The 15,261-nt window shown below is 55.1% G+C and carries 14 protein-coding genes; 7 read left to right on the top strand and 7 right to left on the bottom strand.

The features are described 5' to 3' along the window. Positions 1 to 103 precede the first annotated feature (103 nt). Complete coding sequence (locus KP814_RS11150; RefSeq protein WP_253938304.1) at positions 104 to 2,914, top strand: EAL domain-containing protein; 2,811 nt, start codon at positions 104 to 106, stop codon at positions 2,912 to 2,914. A 346-nt stretch (positions 2,915 to 3,260) separates the two neighbouring features. Here KP814_RS11150 and KP814_RS11145 read toward each other — a convergent pair whose 3' ends face one another. Both KP814_RS11145 and KP814_RS11140 read right to left on the bottom strand, forming a co-directional pair. Then, positions 3,261 to 5,042, bottom strand: coding sequence for a DEAD/DEAH box helicase (locus KP814_RS11145; RefSeq protein ID WP_127968742.1), 1,782 nt, complete (start codon positions 5,040 to 5,042; stop codon positions 3,261 to 3,263). A gap of 262 nt (positions 5,043 to 5,304) precedes the next feature. Further along, entirely contained in the window at positions 5,305 to 5,451 is a 147-nt protein-coding gene (locus tag KP814_RS11140; RefSeq protein WP_158304996.1) for a hypothetical protein, read from the bottom strand. Positions 5,452 to 5,570: 119 nt separating this feature from the next. On the opposite strand from KP814_RS11140, the gene KP814_RS11135 reads away from it, so the two are divergent. The 5 genes from KP814_RS11135 to KP814_RS11115 all read left to right on the top strand — a co-directional run bounded on the left by KP814_RS11135 (position 5,571) and on the right by KP814_RS11115 (position 9,947). Then, the gene (locus KP814_RS11135; protein WP_216736839.1) at positions 5,571 to 6,668 is read left to right on the top strand and encodes a YafY family protein; all 1,098 of its coding nucleotides are present in this window, start codon (positions 5,571 to 5,573) and stop codon (positions 6,666 to 6,668) included. Between the two features lie 20 nt (positions 6,669 to 6,688). Then, on the top strand, positions 6,689 to 7,492 hold the full coding sequence (locus KP814_RS11130; RefSeq protein WP_216736838.1) for a hypothetical protein: 804 nt from the start codon (positions 6,689 to 6,691) through the stop codon (positions 7,490 to 7,492). A gap of 1 nt (position 7,493) precedes the next feature. Continuing rightward, positions 7,494 to 8,009, top strand: coding sequence for a gamma-glutamylcyclotransferase family protein (locus KP814_RS11125; protein ID WP_216736837.1), 516 nt, complete (start codon positions 7,494 to 7,496; stop codon positions 8,007 to 8,009). Between the two features lie 388 nt (positions 8,010 to 8,397). Continuing rightward, positions 8,398 to 9,420, top strand: a complete 1,023-nt coding sequence (locus KP814_RS11120) for a YHYH protein (protein WP_216736836.1) — start codon at positions 8,398 to 8,400, stop codon at positions 9,418 to 9,420. 2 nt (positions 9,421 to 9,422) lie between these two features. Then, positions 9,423 to 9,947 (top strand): hypothetical protein, encoded by a 525-nt coding sequence (locus KP814_RS11115; RefSeq protein WP_216736835.1) that lies wholly within the window; start codon positions 9,423 to 9,425, stop codon positions 9,945 to 9,947. Positions 9,948 to 10,046: 99 nt separating this feature from the next. Here the strand turns inward: KP814_RS11115 and KP814_RS11110 are convergent, their stop codons facing one another. Both KP814_RS11110 and KP814_RS11105 read right to left on the bottom strand, forming a co-directional pair. Then, complete coding sequence (locus KP814_RS11110) at positions 10,047 to 10,541, bottom strand: GNAT family N-acetyltransferase (RefSeq protein ID WP_216736834.1); 495 nt, start codon at positions 10,539 to 10,541, stop codon at positions 10,047 to 10,049. A 77-nt stretch (positions 10,542 to 10,618) separates the two neighbouring features. Next, positions 10,619 to 11,221, bottom strand: a complete 603-nt coding sequence (locus tag KP814_RS11105; RefSeq protein ID WP_216736833.1) for a short chain dehydrogenase — start codon at positions 11,219 to 11,221, stop codon at positions 10,619 to 10,621. 102 nt (positions 11,222 to 11,323) lie between these two features. On the opposite strand from KP814_RS11105, the gene KP814_RS11100 reads away from it, so the two are divergent. Further along, on the top strand, positions 11,324 to 12,244 hold the full coding sequence (locus KP814_RS11100; protein ID WP_216736832.1) for a LysR family transcriptional regulator: 921 nt from the start codon (positions 11,324 to 11,326) through the stop codon (positions 12,242 to 12,244). Positions 12,245 to 12,265: 21 nt separating this feature from the next. Here KP814_RS11100 and KP814_RS11095 read toward each other — a convergent pair whose 3' ends face one another. The 3 genes from KP814_RS11095 to KP814_RS11085 form a co-directional block, all read right to left on the bottom strand. Then, a complete protein-coding gene (locus KP814_RS11095) occupies positions 12,266 to 12,508 on the bottom strand; it encodes a DUF6429 family protein (protein WP_216736831.1) in 243 nt (80 codons plus the stop codon). Between the two features lie 226 nt (positions 12,509 to 12,734). Continuing rightward, positions 12,735 to 13,538 (bottom strand): 5-deoxy-glucuronate isomerase, encoded by an 804-nt coding sequence (gene iolB / locus KP814_RS11090; RefSeq protein ID WP_216736830.1) that lies wholly within the window; start codon positions 13,536 to 13,538, stop codon positions 12,735 to 12,737. 61 nt (positions 13,539 to 13,599) lie between these two features. Beyond that, entirely contained in the window at positions 13,600 to 14,739 is a 1,140-nt protein-coding gene (locus tag KP814_RS11085) for a Gfo/Idh/MocA family protein (protein WP_216736829.1), read from the bottom strand. Positions 14,740 to 15,261 lie beyond the last annotated feature (522 nt).

The following is a 15,261-nucleotide window of genomic DNA, read 5'->3' as shown; positions in this document are numbered from 1 at the left end:
AGTAACCCCAGGTATGATCCGGCGCTCAATAATTTTTCCGATATTTCCAGCACCACGCTTTGCGAACGCGCTGTCAGCCGTAATCGCTTTGGCGTTGTTTTGCTTGATTTCGTTGCACGCGAGCGCCGACGACGTGAATGTGTACGCCGGCGAGTTTCCGCCGACCATTCCACAGGTTCATCACTTCGCCACAGAAATCGGCTCATCGCCACTGGAGCAGGCGCGACAGGCTCTGCGCACAGCGCCAACCGTCTCCGCGTCGCAGATCAACTTCGGCTTCACCGGCAAAGAACACTGGTTCGCGTTCAAACTTCTGAATCGCAGCAGCGACAGCCGCGAACTATTTCTTAGCCTCGGCAACCCACTGCTGGACAACATTGAGCTTTTCCTGTTCCGGGTCGGCGAAACCCAGCCGGAATACGCCATCAGCAGCGGCGATCAACGTCCCTACCATGAGCGTCCGATCAATCACCCGCATTTTGTCTTCCCTCTGCAGCTCGCGGGAGATACCAGCTATGAGGTGATCTTAAAGATCGACGCCACGTCCTCTATCCAGGTACCCATCAGCCTGTGGGAGCCGTCTCAGTTCACCGCCTACAACCACAAGGAAGCCAGCCTGTCCGGCGCATTGCTGGGCATCATCGGCATCATGGCGGCGTACAATCTGATGCTGTTTCTGTTCCTGCGCGACAAAGGCTACCTGTATTTCACCGCCGCGCTGGCCAGTTACGCTCTGGCGGAGGCGACGCTGTGCGGGATGGCGTACGCGTATTTCTGGCCGGACAATCCTGTATGGAACGACAAGAGTCTGGTGTTTTTCATCAACCTCTGTCTTGCCGCGCTGGCGTTGTTCACCCGTAGTTTCCTGTCATTGCCAGAGCGTCTGCCGGCTATGGCGCAGGGCTTCGTGCATATCGCCGCCTGGTGTCTGTTGTGCGCGGCGCTGGCGTTTTTCGCCTCCAACACCGCCATGCTCAAGTTATCCCTGCTCAACATCGCCGTGACGCCGATGTTCGGCTACTTCACCGGACTGTATCTGCTGCGCTCCAATTTCCGTCCAGCCCGATATTTCACCCTGGCCTACACCTTCCTGGTGTTCGCTTCCCTGGTGTTCTGCGCAGGCAAATTCGGCCTGCTGCCGTTAAACGGCGTGACTGGACACGCCACTCAATTTGGCGTTGTCGGCATGGTGTTGGCGCTCAGTCTGGCGTTAGCGGACCGTCTGAAGGGCGAAAAATCAGCGCGCGAGTTCGCGCAGTTGCAGGCGACAGAAAACCTGGAAAAGTATCGCGCCATCTATGAAAACTCTCTGGAAGGCATGTTCCGTCTGGACGCCAAAGGCGCTCTGATGGCCTGTAATCCCGCATTCGCACAGTTATTAGGCGCGCGTAATGAGAAGGAGCTGGTCAGCAATACCCGTGACCTGACCGGCATGATTCCCCTTCAGGAAGACGCCCGCCGTTTGTTTTTCCTGTCGCTGAAGCAATACGGCCATGTGTTCGGATTCGAGGCTCGTTGCCAGCGTCTCGACGGCAAACAGTTCTGGGCCACCATCTTCGCCCGACAGATCCTCACGCCCGGCGGCCCCGGCTTTGTGGAAGGCTCTATTGTCGATATCACAGAGAAAAAAGAGAACGAGCAGCAGCTGCACTATCTGGCCCGTCACGACCCATTGACCGGCCTGCTCAACCGTACTGAATTCGAATACCGCCTCAACAGCGCGCTGCTGCGCTCTCGTGAGCAGGGGCTGCATCATGCGCTGTTGTTCATGGATCTGGATCAGTTCAAGATCGTCAACGACACCAGCGGCCACGCCGCCGGCGACGAGCTGTTGCGCCAGATCGCCGTCATGTTCCGTCAACATCTGCGGGAGCGCGACTCTCTCGCCCGTCTGGGCGGAGATGAATTCGGCATCCTGCTGGAGCGCTGCGGCATAGAAAAGGCGTCGGAAATCGCTCACCGTTTACGTAATGAAGTCAGCGAATTCCGCTTCGCCCTGAAAGAGAAAGTGTTCAGCGTCGGCGTCAGTATCGGCATTGTACCGATTACAGCGGCGACGCCCTCCATCGAGGAGATATTCAGCCTCGCCGACACCGCCTGTTACGCCGCCAAAGACGCCGGCCGCAACCGCATCATCGTGCATAACGAGAAGACCGGGGAAATCATTCGCCGTCAAAGCGAGATGCAGGTAGTCACTGCGCTGCAGGAAGCGATCAAGCAGAATCAGTTGGTGCTCTATAAACAGAATATCGGTGCGCTGAAACCGGAACTGTGCGGCGAGCGTTATGAAATTCTGGTGCGTTTGAAGCAGGGAGCGGACATTCTTCCTCCCGGCGCCTTCCTGCCGGCGGCCGAACGCTACAACATCATCCGCTCTTTGGATCGCTGGGTAATTGACGCCTACTTTAAGTGGCTGCATGCGCGACCAGGACAGTTGGAACGGCTAAGTCAGGTCAACATCAACCTGAGCAGCCAGACTATCAACGACTCGGAATTCGCCGACTTTCTGCTGTCCGCGTTCAGCAAATACAGCATTCCTCTGGACAAAGTCTGCTTTGAAATCACGGAAAGCTCCGCCATCTCCAGCCTGGTGGAAACCACCGCCCTAGTGCAGAACATGCGCGCCAAAGGCATCAAATTCGCCCTGGATGACTTCGGCAGCGGCTTTTCCTCTTATTCGTACCTGAAAAGCCTGCCGGTAAACTCTCTGAAGATTGACGGCAGCTTCGTCCGCGACATCCTCAGCGACCCCGTGGATCTGGCCATGGTCCGCTCCATCACTGAAGTCGCCCATATCATGGGGCTGAACGTGGTGGCGGAGTTCGTGGAAAATGAAGAAACGGTGGAGCGTCTGAAAAGCCTCGACGTAGACTTCGTACAGGGCTATCACATCCACAAGCCCATGCCATTGTAAGAGCGCCTCTCCGCTTTAGATCCAGGCGGGCGCGCTCCTAGCGACCAACACTAATCAGTACGACTTACTTACCCCATACCCACTCATATCTCTCTTGTCTATTTTTATGTCTCACACGTCAGCGGCTACACACCGGAAGATCTCTGCGTCGAGTTAGAGGCAAATAACGTCGTAAGCATGCGCGTTAATACGATCTGAAAGTTCTAAAGAATCACTGATGCAGGCCCGGCGGAATGCGGAATGCGGAAAAAGTGTGGGAGTGTCGCTGAAGAAAACAAAAAACCAGTGGGTGGCGAGAAGCCATCCCACTGGTTTGAATGCCGCTGTTAGATCAGCGGACTAAGTCTTATGAGCGCGGACGCTTAGAGGAAGGACGAGGACCGCCACGACCACTACCGCTGCGGGGCTTGCGCTCTGGCTTACCGGCATCCGGCTTCATGTTGATCAGCTGCTGACGAATGCGTACTTTCTGCAGGTGCTGAAGCACTTCTTTCGGCATGCCTTCTGGCAGCTCAACGGTACTGAAGTTGTCGTAAATGGCGATGTGGCCAATGTACTTGCTTTCAATGTTCGCTTCGTTCGCGATAGCGCCGACGATATCGCCCGGGCTAACGTCATGGGAGCGGCCCACTTCGATGCGGTAACGCTCTCTCGGTATGCCGTCGTCGCGACGTGAATCACGACCTTCGCGGCCTTCACGACCACGACGATCACGGTCGCGAGGGTTACGGCCACGGCCGTCACGATCGCGGTCACGACCACGGAAGTCTTTATCCAGCTTCGGCAGATCCTTCAGGATCGGGAACAGAGGCTGTTCCACCTGCAGACGGAACGCCAGTGCGGCGGCGACGTCTTCCAGCGACAACTCATTTTCCTGACAGAAGTCCAGCACCACCTTTTTCATGGACTCCAGATCCTGACCGTCCAGAGTGCGGTGCAGGTTTTCCTGGAACTGCTGGATGCGCTGCTCGCTGATTTTTTCAGCGGAAGGCGCTTCGTAAGGCGTCAGCGGCTGCTTGGTGGCCATTTCAATTGCGCGCAGCAGGCGACGCTCTTTAGGCGCGGCGAACAGAATCGCTTTCCCTTCACGACCAGCGCGTCCAGTACGGCCGATACGGTGAACATAGGCTTCTGTGTCGTAAGGAATGTCATAGTTCAGAACCAGACCGATACGCTCTACGTCCAGACCACGGGCCGCAACGTCAGTCGCGACAACGATGTCCAGACGACCTTTCTTCAGGCGGTCGATCGTCTGCTCACGAATCTTCTGGGTCTGGTCGCCATTCAGGGCTTCAGCGGCGTAACCGCGCGCCTGCAGCTTCTCAGCCAGTTCCGTGGTGGCGGACTTGGTGCGCACGAAAATGATCATGCCTTCGAAGTTTTCAACTTCCAGTACGCGGGTCAGCGCGTCCAGTTTGTGAGAGTTATCAACCATCAAAACGTGCTGGCTGATGCGCTCAACGGTGGAAGTCTTAGCGGCGATACGAACTTCTTTCGCCCCTTTCAGATATTTTTCCGCCACGCGTTTGATAGCGGGAGGCATGGTCGCAGAGAACAGTGCGTATTGGCAGGCGCCGGGCGCGTTGGAGAGGATTTCCTCTACATCGTCGATGAAGCCCATGCGCAGCATTTCGTCAGCTTCGTCCAGCACGACTGCGCGAATTTGCGACAAATCCAGGCTCTTGCGCTGTAAATGGTCCAGCACACGGCCAGGCGTACCGACAATAACCTGCACGCCGCGTTTCAGGGAGCGCAATTGTCCGCGCATATCCTGACCACCGTAGATCGGCAGTACTGTGAAGTCAGGCAGGTAACGGGAATAGCTTTTGAATGCTTCCGCCACCTGGATCGCCAGTTCCCGGGTGGGAGCCAGCACGATAATTTGTGGAGACTGAATCTTAGGATCAAGTCTTTCCAACAACGGCAGAGCGAAAGCCGCTGTCTTGCCGGTACCAGTCTGCGCCACCCCTAAAATGCTCTCGCCCTGCAGCAACAGGGGAATACTTTGCTCCTGGATCGGTGAGGGTTGCTCGTAACCCACGTCTTTTAGAGCGGACAAAAGAGAATCAGATAAACCAAGAGAAGCGAAATCTTTCGACAGCGCGGTTGCAGAATCAGTTGAAGACATTAATTCGGGACCTATCAGGGGGGCTGCTTTGCAGTGAATAAAAAATGGTCGCTAATTGTACAGATCTAGCTTGCGGAATAACAGTAAAATTTTTAATGCCGGAGAAAAGTTACACGCGCTTACAAATGCGTAATCAATAACTTGAGTGGCGGGAAGGGAGTTTTTACTATGAAGTCGCCGCTTACCTGGGGCGAAACGGGAAATATCCGGGGAGGCGGCTACTGCAGACGACGCGCCAGCCCCGGAGAGGGAGAGCCATTCGTCATACTACCGGTTCAACGACAACCAGACGCATTTTGCGACCTTCGAAGATGCGATCCAGGATGTCATGCAGGTCGGCGACGCTTTCGCTTTGGATACGGAAGCGGAATTTGGCTCCTTTTTGGGTAAACGCATTGACTCTGTACATTTTTCTTTCTCCCGAGATGGTTTATTTCGTCTACAGGAGTTAGATTAGGAAGTAAAACGACCATTGATGTCGCAAAAGAATGTATTCTTTAGTCTTCGCAAAGTTTTTATGGGGAACTGATGAGAACTTTTCTACGCCGCTTATCCATCCTGGCTTATCTGAAATCGGCCAGAACGCCCAAATCCACCGAGGAAATCATCAACCACCTGATTTCTGCGGACTATATGGAAGAGGGCGGCGATCCAAATTCACAGAAGCGCCTGATCCAACGCGACATGAATTTCCTGTACGGCAAAAACGAAATGGAGGACGAAGACGAAGAGCCCGGCAACGAGTTCGGCCTGGAAGTGGTGAGGGGCGTAGGCAAGAGCCTGCTATGGAAACTCGACCCCTACTCCACCCTGCAATACGACTATGAGAAGATGCCTCAGTACATGGCTATCGCCTTCGCCATGGCCAAGAAGCATCTGTCCAATCTGCTGCCGCGCAACACCATCTCCGAGCTGGAGCGCTTTTTCGCCCAGGCGGAGGAGCGCCTGGAGCAGTCGGAGAAATCCTTGTCTCCGCAGTTGTACAACCGTCTGCGCGATTCCGTGGAGTTCTATCAGCGCGGCCAGCGTCTGCAACCGGCGGATTTCGATATCGAGCATCTGGACACCATCTATCGCGCCATTCTGAAAAACAAGCAGGTGTTGTTCACTTATCGCGGCAAAGAGTATCGCGCCCATCCCTTCGGCGTTGCGATCCTGCTGCCGAAAATCTATCTGGTGGCGAAAAAGGACGAGGACATCGACACCCCTGGCGCCTATCGCCACTTCCTGTTGCATAAGATCGAACGCATCACCATGGATCAGCGCAGTTCCCGCGTGCCGAAGAAATTCCGGCTGCGGGACTACCTGGAGGCGGGCAAGATGGACGTGTTCATCGACCCGGAAGACAACTCTGTGTACTCCATGAAGTTGCGCATCACGCCGGCTAATCCATACAGCAACCTGATATCCGACCTGAGCGAGAACCCCATCGCCGTGGACCAGAAAATCAAGCCGTCTACTGACGAAAGCGGTTCCTACATCCTTACCGCCAAGGTGCGACGCACTATTCAGTTGCGGAACTGGCTGATGAACCTGGGTGCAGAATGCAACGTAATGGAGCCGCAGGAAATTCGCGACGATCTGATTTCCGCGCTGCGGGATGCACTGAGTAACTACGGCGCCTAAGCCAACCAAAGGAGTCCGCCATGCAGACAGCCACCCCAACGCCGCCATCGCTCGGTATGCGCAAGCTCAATCCGGCGGGATGGACGGCTGCGTCGATCCTGCGTCTCATGGCGGCTTTATTGACCCTGCTCGGGTTGGCCGCCTGCGCCCATCAACCCACGCATAGCAAACCGGGTTTAACGACTCCAGGCGTTCATCCTATTGCGCCGACGCAAGAGCAATACTGGTGGCGCGCCTGTTTCAAAATGCCTTTTGATGATAACGGCGATCCCAATTGGAACATGGACTTACTGTTGGCGGACCAGGTCGTCGCCCCCGTATTGGCGCAGTATGCAGGCGCTTTGCCGTTGTGGCGCTTTCATCGACGCGCCGCGCCGGACGCCGCCGGTCACCAGTTCAGCCTGCTGTTTTACACAGATCCGAACACCGCAGGCCGTGTATTCAAGGGTCTGGAGAGTTCGCCAGTCGTTGCGCAGCTCCTGCAAAGCGGCGATCTCAATCAGCTGGTCATCAAATGCGGCTACCGCGACCTGACGTCCGACCTGCAGGCCACCAGCGATCCCAATTGGGAGCCTCATCTGCAAAAAACCTGGCCTTATTTCATCATGGGCGTCAGCGCCCACTGGCTGGCGTTGATTCAATCTTTTGGCGAAGACATCCCCCTGCAATCCGAAACGCCCTCCGCCATGCTGGAGCGTTACGGACAAATACGTCAGCAAATCAGCGGCGTCTGGCAGGGACAAGGCCAGCATGCCTACCTGCATCACCTTAGCGCCCTGTTCGGTTACGAGCCGATGCTGATTCAGAAATTCATCCAGTTCTGATATGACTTCCCTGCCCCGCTTTGACTACTTCGCTTATGGTTCCAATATGTCCCTGCTCCGGTTGCGCGGCCGCACGCCCAGCGCCCGCTTCTTGTGCACGGGCCGGTTAACGGGATATCAGCTGCGCTTTCATAAAGTGGGAAAAGATGGCTCCGCCAAGTGCGATCTTTTTCATACCGGAAATCATGAAGACGTCGTCTATGGCGGCCTCTTCCAGATTAACAAACAAGATCGACGCGCCCTTGATCTCGCCGAAGGCGCAGGAAAGGGGTATGACCCCACCGACCTATGGATAACAACAGAAAGCGGCGCGGTTATGCGAGCGCTTACTTACGTTGCAACACTAACTGACGCAACGCTTCTCCCTTTTGACTGGTATCTGGAGCATGTGCTGCGGGGCGCAGAAGCATTGCAGCTGCCGAGCCATTATCTTGCAAGTCTGCGCGCAACCCAGTCGACTGTGGATTCGGATACTGACCGCGTCCAAAGAGAGTTGGCGATCTATCGCCACGCTTAACCCACTCCTCCTGGAGCGTGACCTTCTTCGTTAACTTGCCGTCTTTAAATCCCTAACATTCCTTGCGTACATTTTCTGCCTGCAAATTAACCAGTCGTTAACCTCTCCTTCGAAATAATTCGCTTATCCCGATCATCGGCTGATTGTCCTCATAGGCCACTGCGCCTCAAATCAGCGTCGGGAGCAAAGGAACCGCCAAGCCAAACATAAGAAGGAAACCTCTATGCCGACACCTGTTACTCCTCCCCGCTAGCCTTGTGCGGCTGGCGCGATTCGACCAATTCGTTAAAGCAAGCTCGTAAAACAAGAAAGGCGACATCTCAAGCCACTGAGATATAGCAAGCGCTCACATACAGGAACTATTCACCAGCCAAAAAAGGGAACTGATATGAAAATACGCTCGATCTCCATTCGCGCCATCGCTCTTCCGGGCGGTCTCGCCGCTGCAATAACGGGAGTGTGGATGACTGCGGCGAACGCCCAGGAAATTCAATACGGGAGAGGGTATTTCTTTCCTGCGTTAATTCCTTCCTATTTCGATAAAGAGCACTTCCTTGAGGATATTTCCATGGAGCGCTGTGAACTGAATAACGGCTATCAATCCTGGTGCTACAAACTGAAAGTCAAAAGTAACCCCGTGGAAAACGGTCCTTATTGCCCGGAAACCATCAATGATATCGGCGGCGTTTATCCTTATGATGGCGCCACCAATCCCGGTTTGCGGGTGCTGAAAAGAGACCTGTTCGAGGACATGGAGGCGGACGGCTACGATATCGTGGATGACGACGGCAACATCCGCTTCATCATGATCAAAACCGGCGAAATACCTAATCTGGACCCGGACTTGTCCTACTGCATCGAGGTCGAGCCCGACAATAGCCTGCAACTCTCGTACATGATTCCCGTTTTCTCCTGGCATGCCCAGGAATCCACGCCCATGGACGATGCCTCCAAGATTGTCGGCTTATCCCTGATCGGGATGCCCATTAACGGCTTGCCGCCCTCAGTGGCCAACGGCATTCCCGGCGCGCCTACTGGAGTCGGCAGTATGCCCGCCCTGGACGCCTGCGGCGGGCACATTAACGAAGGCTTCTACCACTCCCATATTTTCCCGGAAACCATCAACGATATTTACGCCAAGCATCATATTGGCGAAGTTCGCTGCGAAGCGGTCTATCCGAAAGGCTCCGGCGATCTGGTGGCGTACGCCATGGATGGTTACCCCATCTACACCAATCTGGAGATGAACGGCGCGACCCCAGCCAATCTGGATGAATGCAACGGCCATTTCGGCCCGACCATCCATTATCCTACCGGCATGTATCACTACCACTCCTCCTCGGCGGAGGACGTGAATATTCCGCGCTGTCTGAAAGGCGTGTTGGCGAAGCAACAGTTGATCGTGGAGTGACGATGCGCAGATACAAAACTTTCGCTCTAACGCTGTTCTGGTTGGCGTTATCAACGCCGTCCGCTTTCGCGCATTACCCGTTCATGTCGTTCTTCAATCTCTCTCGCGGAGAGGACAATGTCTGGCGGCTGAACGCGGTCCTCGCGCAAGCCAGCGTTTCCACCACGCTGAGTCAGCTACAGACTGAGCGCAGCGGCGCGCGCTTCACTCGTGAGGAACAGGAGAAGGAACTAACGAAGTATTTGTTGGACACCGTCAAACTCAAGGTGGATGGGGTGGACATTGCGCTGACGCCAACCGTCGTCGATCTGGGCGATCATGAAACCCGGGTTATGTTTGAACTGAAAAGTGCGCCCAGGAATTTCCGCCAAATAGATGCAAGTATTCGCAGTTTTTCCGATGACGCCAATCATCACAATATCCTGACCCTGTTCCAGGAAGGAGGACGCAGCAAGGTCGTGTTGTCATCCAGGAATAATTACAGCTCGCAGCTCAATGCGCTGGAGAAACTGGCGGAAGGCTCATGAGTAAATCGTAAAGCGCCACCCTATCAACAGCACGCAGGCGTATGTTGATCCGAGGGGGGAGTACTCGCCTGCTCTTTAGGGTCTGAGGGCCATGGCCGTTTACGACGCCGGAACGTCGGCGGCGCCAAGCGCCTTGCAGTACAGGCCCACTTTTTCGCCGTGATAATCCAGTTCTTCCAACAAGCGCCAGCCACCGCGGCGCATCAACGAGGCGGCAGTCGCCGTGCCGCAATAAAGTTTGTCATACCCCATCACTAACGCTGCGTCTTCCAATGCTGTCAGCAGCGCTGCGCCCAGTCCGCGTCGGCGCAGTTCGGGCTTCACCCAACCCGCCGCCGCCCAGGGACCAAGATGGGGATGCGTGGTGATGGATTGCGCTTTCAATGCCGCCACGCCGACCAGTTCACCGTCCAGGAAGACTACCATCCCTACCGGCAAAGCGTCCCGGGAACAGAACTGACGCAAATCCGCTGCCGCGTCACCAGGCCCTTTCGGGCCGTACCAATCCGGCCACTCCGTCTCAAAAGACGCCGCTAGGGCGGGAACCGCTTCCGGCGCGTCCGCCAGGTATTTCACCACTAACCGCCGATCCATACGCCCTCTGTCTGGCTGTTGAGAACCGCTACTTGCGCCCGAGGCTCCGAGCGCATCAGAGGCCAGAGTATATCGCTCTAACCACGCAGATAAATCACTTTGCCAGTCTGCGCGCCTTCTATGGATTTTTGAAACGCCTTCGCCACCTTTGCAGCGTCCACTGGCGTTTCACCTGGGAAAAATGAACCGTACTTATCCCAGGACTCCGTTAATACCGTCGGGCTGACGACGTTTATACGCACCCCGCGAGGCGCTTCGATCGCCGCCGCCACGGCGAAGTGCTCCAGAGCGCCATTCACCGTCGTGGCCGCTGCGCCCCAGGCGATAGGATCAACGCTGAGAATGCCGCTGGTCAGAGTGAAAGAGCCCTGATCGCGAACATATTTCAAGCCATGGCGCACCAGATTAATCTGCCCCATCAACTTACTGCGCAACCCAACGTCCCATTGCTCAGAGGTCATTTCTCCCAGCGCCGCAAACGCCAGATCGCCAGTCGCGCTGACTAACGCGTCAAACTCGCCAACCTTTTCAAACAACGCCTGAATTGAGGATTCATCGGCGATATCCACCTGATAGTCGCCGCTGCTCTTGCCGACCTTGATCACTTCATGCCGGTCCTGAAGGTTTTCTACAACCGCTTTGCCAATAGTGCCTGAGGCGCCAATCACTACGATTTTCATTGTGCTTTCTCCACGTTGATTGTTGATAAATCCACTTTAATGAAAAACACCTTCGGGATAATCTAGCTAAAAACCAACTCACTGTTTCCATGCAGAAACAATATGCAGAACTTACTGACTCACCTCGACCTGATCGCCGCCTTTCATCAGGTGGCTCAGGACGGCAGTTTCACCCAGGCCGCCACCAGCCTGAACAGCTCCAAGTCCCAAGTCAGCAAACAGATCAAGACGTTGGAGTCCTTGCTGCAGACTCAACTGCTGCACCGCACCACCCGGAGCTTGCGCCTTACGGAAGCCGGCGAAGCGCTGTTTCGTTATAGCACGGAAATTCAGGCGCTGTTTCGCCAGGCGACGGAGGTGGTGAATGATTTGAATGCGGACACGGTTGGCGTGCTGCGCTTTACCTGTCCGGTTTCTCTGGGCATTTCCATGATGCCGGAGATCCTCAAACTGTTTCGGTTGCGTTATCCCCGGGTAAAAGTGCAAATCGACCTCGCCAATGAGAGCCGCAACCTGATCGCGGAGGAGTTCGATCTCGCCATTCGCGCCACGCCGCAACCAGACCCTTATCTGATCGCGCGCCCCTTGGGAGCGATGGTGGACGCCATCTGCGCCAGCCCGGAGTTCATCGCGCGCCATGGCAGACCGGAAACCCCGGAGGAGCTGACGCGCTTTCCCTGCATCGCCCACAACCAGCATCAGCAACTGAGCCAGTGGAGATTTACCGGCCCCGAGCGTGAAATCAGCGTGCCGATACAGGCGGAGATCGCCGCCAATCAATATCCCATGATGCGGCAATGCGCAGTGGAAGGACTTGGCGTCACCAAGCTGCCGTTTTATGAAGCCTATCGAGATATTGAAAGCGGGCGGCTGGTGCGACTGCTGGAGGACTACCCCTCCCACACCCACACGCTGTACGTGGTGTTTCCCGCCCAACGCTATCAGCCGAAGAAGCTGATTTATTTCAAGGAACTATTGATAGAGTGGTTCAGCGGACGCCCGGAGTTTTTTCACCGTTTATGAGACCGCATGAGGCGTCGGGGATTATTCCTGCTCTTCCTTGACGAACAAGCGCTGGAACAAACGCTCGGATTCCTGCATGCCGCGTTCGGTCAAAGCGACGGATTTGGTTTTTTCTACCGGGTCGTGAATCAGCCCCTTTTCATAGAGCCGGTTCATGACCTCCCAGTCGAAACCTTTCCAGGCCCGGTTGCCCTGGTGCAACGTCAGATGCAACAGAGCCAATACGGTTTCGTCAATTTTCTCCTCATCAATCACCATCGTCATCGCCCGATCTCCTCTGTTTCTATAAAAACCAAACACAGAATTCGTCATACGAAGGAAAACGTTCGAATATACGCTACCGGGGCGCAGGCGTTTTCACAAGAGGCGCCCCGCCTAAATAAAAAAAGCCACCGGGACAGGTGGCCGCCTGATTATTAGCATGCCAATGTTATTGCCATGTTAATAGGCTAAGCGCCTATGACGCTCTACAGGTCGCAGCGAGAGGGCTTCATGATGAGGACAGAATCCACTCGTGGTCTGGGTCGTTGTGAAACTTCCAGTCACGAACCGGTCCCGCCATCACGTTGAGGTAATAAGATTCATAACCATGAGGCACGCCGACCGGGTGATAGCCTTCAGGCACGATCACGCAATCGCCGTCGTAAACAGACATGGTTTCATCCAGAGAGCGGTCGTCGTTGTAGACTCGCTGAAATACAAATCCCTGGGCCGGATTGATGCGGTGATAATAGGTTTCTTCCAGATAGGACTCTTCCGGCAGACGGTCAGAGTCATGTTTGTGCGGCGGATAACTGGACCAGTTGCCGCTGGGTGTGAACACTTCGGTCAACAGCAGTCGCTCCGCAGGCTGATCCAGCATCAGGATATTGTGAATACGACGCAGATTACTGCCCTCGCCACGGTTCATCACCGCCACCTGATCCGGTTTGATCAGGCGCACCGGATATTGCCCGGAGACCTGGGAAGACAAACCCAGACCGACTTCCAGATCCGTTTGCGCGCTGATGCGAATACGGGTAGCGGGCGGAACATATACCGCATAGGGCGGCAGTTTTTCAAAGGGCGACATACGCTCGCCGATATCCGCGAACGTATCCGCTCCGGCCTCTACTGTCGCTTTCCCCGCCACCAGCACCAGACAGCATTCAGCATCGGCGAACTCGCCTTCCCAAGCCTCCCCCGCCTGCAACGCCAGCGCCTGAAATCCCACGTATTTCCAGGACGCATTTTCCGGCGTGACGTGGATACGTTGCTGTTGCTCCCGTCTGGCTTTGCGTAACAGATGCGACATCGGGCTCTCCTCTACGAACTTAGTGAATGATTAATCCTGTTGATCTGCGACTCGCAGCGCCTCAAGCGATCTCTTCGATACTGACCCAGCGGCGTTCCTGATGAGACAGCTCCACCGCATCCAATACCCGGTTCACTTCATAGGCATGGCGAAACTGCGGCCACATGGGGCGGTCTGCACACAGACCTTCCACCAGATCCCGCACTTCCACGATCTTTTGATCGTTGTAGCCCAGACCATGCCCTGCGGACACGCAGAAATTAGCGTAATCCGGATGCTGCGGGCCAACTAACAGGCGGCGGAAACCTTCCCGCGGTCCAGCGTCTTTGCGTGAATAAAACTGCAGCTCGCTCAGTCGCTCCTGATCATAAATCAATGTGCCCAAGGTTCCCGTCACTTCAAACCAGAGCGAGTTCTTGCGGCCGCAGGCAATACGGCTGGACTCCAATGTCCCCTGGGCGCCGTTGGCGAAGCGCGCCAACAGATGAACCTGATCGTCGTTTTCCACTTCGCCGAACTCACCGGGCGCATTGGCGATGGGGCGGTTCTTATGCACGGTTTTCAGATCCGCTACGACTTCCGTGATGTCGCCGACCAGATACTGCGCCATGTTAATAATATGAGAGCCCATGTCTCCCAGGGTTCCAGAACCGGAGAATTCTCTCTTCAGGCGCCAGCTGAACGGCGCATCAGGGTCAGAGAGATAGTCTTCATTATGAGTGCCGCGAAAATGGACGATGTCTCCCAGCTCCCCGCTGCGAATAATTTCCCGGGCCAGGCTCACAGTCGGGTTTTTTGCGTAATTGAAACCGACCAGCGTCTTCACCCCGGCTCGCTCCGCCGCTTCGGTCATCATACGCGCATCCGCCGCATTCAGGGCCAGAGGTTTCTCTGCGTAGACATGCTTGCCGGCGGCGATGGCCGCCAACGCCATTTCCTTGTGCAGCCAGTTGGGAGAGCAAATATCCACTACGTCGATATCAGGGTCGCTCACGAGTTCGCGCCAATCTCCGGTGGAGCGCTTGAAGCCCATTACCGCCGCCTTTTCGGCGGCTTGCTCAGCGGAGATATCCGCCAGCATCTCAAGCTCGATATCCGCTGAGAGTTCAAATACTGCGGGGGCGGAGCGAAACGCAATTGCGTGCGCCTTGCCCATGTAACCGCTGCCGATCAGGCCGACTCGTAGTTTCTTCTTGCTCATACCCACCTGCGAATTTAGATACCGTCTGCATCACACGGAAATTGTTGTTTTGATGGTCGCGGAGCGCAACTCAGTCTGTTGCGACAGGCGCCGCTATGGCCAATGCGATTCAAGATTAAAACAATCATTCCACAAACGAAACAAAAATTTCAATAATTTTAATTTCAGATGGCACGTTTCAAATAACCCAAGTCAGCTACAGCCCTGTGTAGATAGAATAGAAAAGGAATAGAACAGATTATCCAGGAAAAGAAGGGAAAATTCCATTTTGATATTTTTTGGAACAAAAAGTTTGAAAAGCGGAATTTTTTTAAATAGGATGGATCATACGTTCCATAATTGGAGCGCCGTAGAACAACAGGAAGCCAATAAACCGGGGACCGCATGAACGCCTTGAACCAGCCATTCCAAAACCATTTTCACGTTTTTGTAGCGCCGGTTTGTTCTTGTATCGCCTCGCTGGCGCGGCCTCAGCGCAATCTGGAAGTGAATTTACACTCGCTCCGCACTGAAATTTTCTTG

The sequence above is a fragment of the Hahella sp. HN01 genome, from assembly GCF_018986435.1.
Lineage (GTDB): Bacteria > Pseudomonadota > Gammaproteobacteria > Pseudomonadales > Oleiphilaceae > Hahella.
The sequence above is the reverse complement of the archived record's forward strand: the minus strand, read 5'-3'. Positions and strand labels throughout refer to the sequence as shown.

What these genes read in the sequence shown, in the direction of transcription:
- KP814_RS11145 (WP_127968742.1), bottom strand. Translation starts at nt 5,042, where the DNA reads ATGTCTTCAACTGATTCTGCAACCGCGCTGTCGAAAGATTTCGCTTCT.
- KP814_RS11140 (WP_158304996.1), bottom strand. Translation starts at nt 5,451, where the DNA reads ATGTACAGAGTCAATGCGTTTACCCAAAAAGGAGCCAAATTCCGCTTC.
- KP814_RS11135 (WP_216736839.1), top strand. Translation starts at nt 5,571, where the DNA reads ATGAGAACTTTTCTACGCCGCTTATCCATCCTGGCTTATCTGAAATCG.
- KP814_RS11130 (WP_216736838.1), top strand. Translation starts at nt 6,689, where the DNA reads ATGCAGACAGCCACCCCAACGCCGCCATCGCTCGGTATGCGCAAGCTC.
- KP814_RS11125 (WP_216736837.1), top strand. Translation starts at nt 7,494, where the DNA reads ATGACTTCCCTGCCCCGCTTTGACTACTTCGCTTATGGTTCCAATATG.
- KP814_RS11120 (WP_216736836.1), top strand. Translation starts at nt 8,398, where the DNA reads ATGAAAATACGCTCGATCTCCATTCGCGCCATCGCTCTTCCGGGCGGT.
- KP814_RS11115 (WP_216736835.1), top strand. Translation starts at nt 9,423, where the DNA reads ATGCGCAGATACAAAACTTTCGCTCTAACGCTGTTCTGGTTGGCGTTA.
- KP814_RS11110 (WP_216736834.1), bottom strand. Translation starts at nt 10,541, where the DNA reads ATGGATCGGCGGTTAGTGGTGAAATACCTGGCGGACGCGCCGGAAGCG.
- KP814_RS11105 (WP_216736833.1), bottom strand. Translation starts at nt 11,221, where the DNA reads ATGAAAATCGTAGTGATTGGCGCCTCAGGCACTATTGGCAAAGCGGTT.
- KP814_RS11100 (WP_216736832.1), top strand. Translation starts at nt 11,324, where the DNA reads ATGCAGAACTTACTGACTCACCTCGACCTGATCGCCGCCTTTCATCAG.
- KP814_RS11095 (WP_216736831.1), bottom strand. Translation starts at nt 12,508, where the DNA reads ATGACGATGGTGATTGATGAGGAGAAAATTGACGAAACCGTATTGGCT.
- iolB (WP_216736830.1), bottom strand. Translation starts at nt 13,538, where the DNA reads ATGTCGCATCTGTTACGCAAAGCCAGACGGGAGCAACAGCAACGTATC.
- KP814_RS11085 (WP_216736829.1), bottom strand. Translation starts at nt 14,739, where the DNA reads ATGAGCAAGAAGAAACTACGAGTCGGCCTGATCGGCAGCGGTTACATG.